This window comes from Variovorax sp. M-6 (genome assembly GCF_052114385.1).
In the GTDB taxonomy this organism is placed as follows: Bacteria; Pseudomonadota; Gammaproteobacteria; order Burkholderiales; family Burkholderiaceae_C; genus Variovorax.
The window spans coordinates 1-836 of the sequence record NZ_JBFREQ010000104.1; the positions used below are offsets into that span (position 1 = coordinate 1).

At 59.2% G+C, this 836-nt stretch carries 2 protein-coding genes; both read right to left on the bottom strand.

All coding sequences use genetic code 11. The annotated features are described in order from the left end of the window. Positions 1 to 37: 37 nt before the first annotated feature. Complete coding sequence (locus tag AB4Z46_RS35330) at positions 38 to 388, bottom strand: RNA recognition motif domain-containing protein (RefSeq protein ID WP_442288211.1); 351 nt, start codon at positions 386 to 388, stop codon at positions 38 to 40. A gap of 118 nt (positions 389 to 506) precedes the next feature. Next, positions 507 to 716: a hypothetical protein gene (locus AB4Z46_RS35335; protein WP_442288212.1), complete on the bottom strand. Its 210-nt coding sequence runs from the start codon at positions 714 to 716 to the stop codon at positions 507 to 509. Positions 717 to 836: the final 120 nt, after the last annotated feature.

Genomic DNA, 836 nt, shown 5'->3' on the forward strand with positions numbered 1-836 from the left:
CTCAGGAGAGCCGGTTTTTCAGAGGAAGTTACTGGGCTCAGTAACGACCACCGCCGTAGCCACCAGTGCCATAGCCAATGTCCGAGCGTTTGCCTGCACTGTAACCAGTCGCGCTGTAGCCACCCGAGCCGCTACCCTCTTCGCGGGGGCGGGCCAGGTTCACGACAATCGAGCGTCCATCGACGGACATGCCGTTCAGACCGGTGATGGCGGCTTGAGCGACTTCAGCAGAAGCCATCTCCACAAAGCCGAAGCCCTTGGAGCGGCCGGTTTCACGGTCCATCATGACCTTGGCCGAAGAGACCCTGCCAAATTCGGCAAAGTTGCCTTCCAGGCTGGAATCGGTCACGGAATAGGGRAGGTTGCCCACGTAGATTTTGACGCTCATGRAAAGAGCCTTTCGGAATGAAGGTGCGCRACGAAWGTCGCGCCGTTGGAACAGGGKTGTGCGGATCGGGAGTCCGCAGCAACTGGCACGGGTTGRATGGGATCTGCGCAGCAGATCATCAGCACGTGGGGGGATGCGGCATGCACGTTTGCAGCCAGCCCTGGGTGACTGCAAAGAGCCGGGCGGCTTCGCGCGAGGCAAAGGCTTTGTCAAAACGGAATACTCGGCAGTAGCTGCCGTTACCCTGGGAACGATGGACCGAGAAGGAGGCGCGAAAGCGGCCGCAGTCGGTCTGGTGTGTCGCGGGCGAAACGACGTACTTGCCCATGGAAATGCCGATTTTTGGAATCTAATTCATTCGGAATCGCAGGCTTGAATCGACCTGCGTGAGCCAACTAGGAACTCGGTTGGCTGCAGCTCTACAACCAACAGGGCGACAACGGTCGCA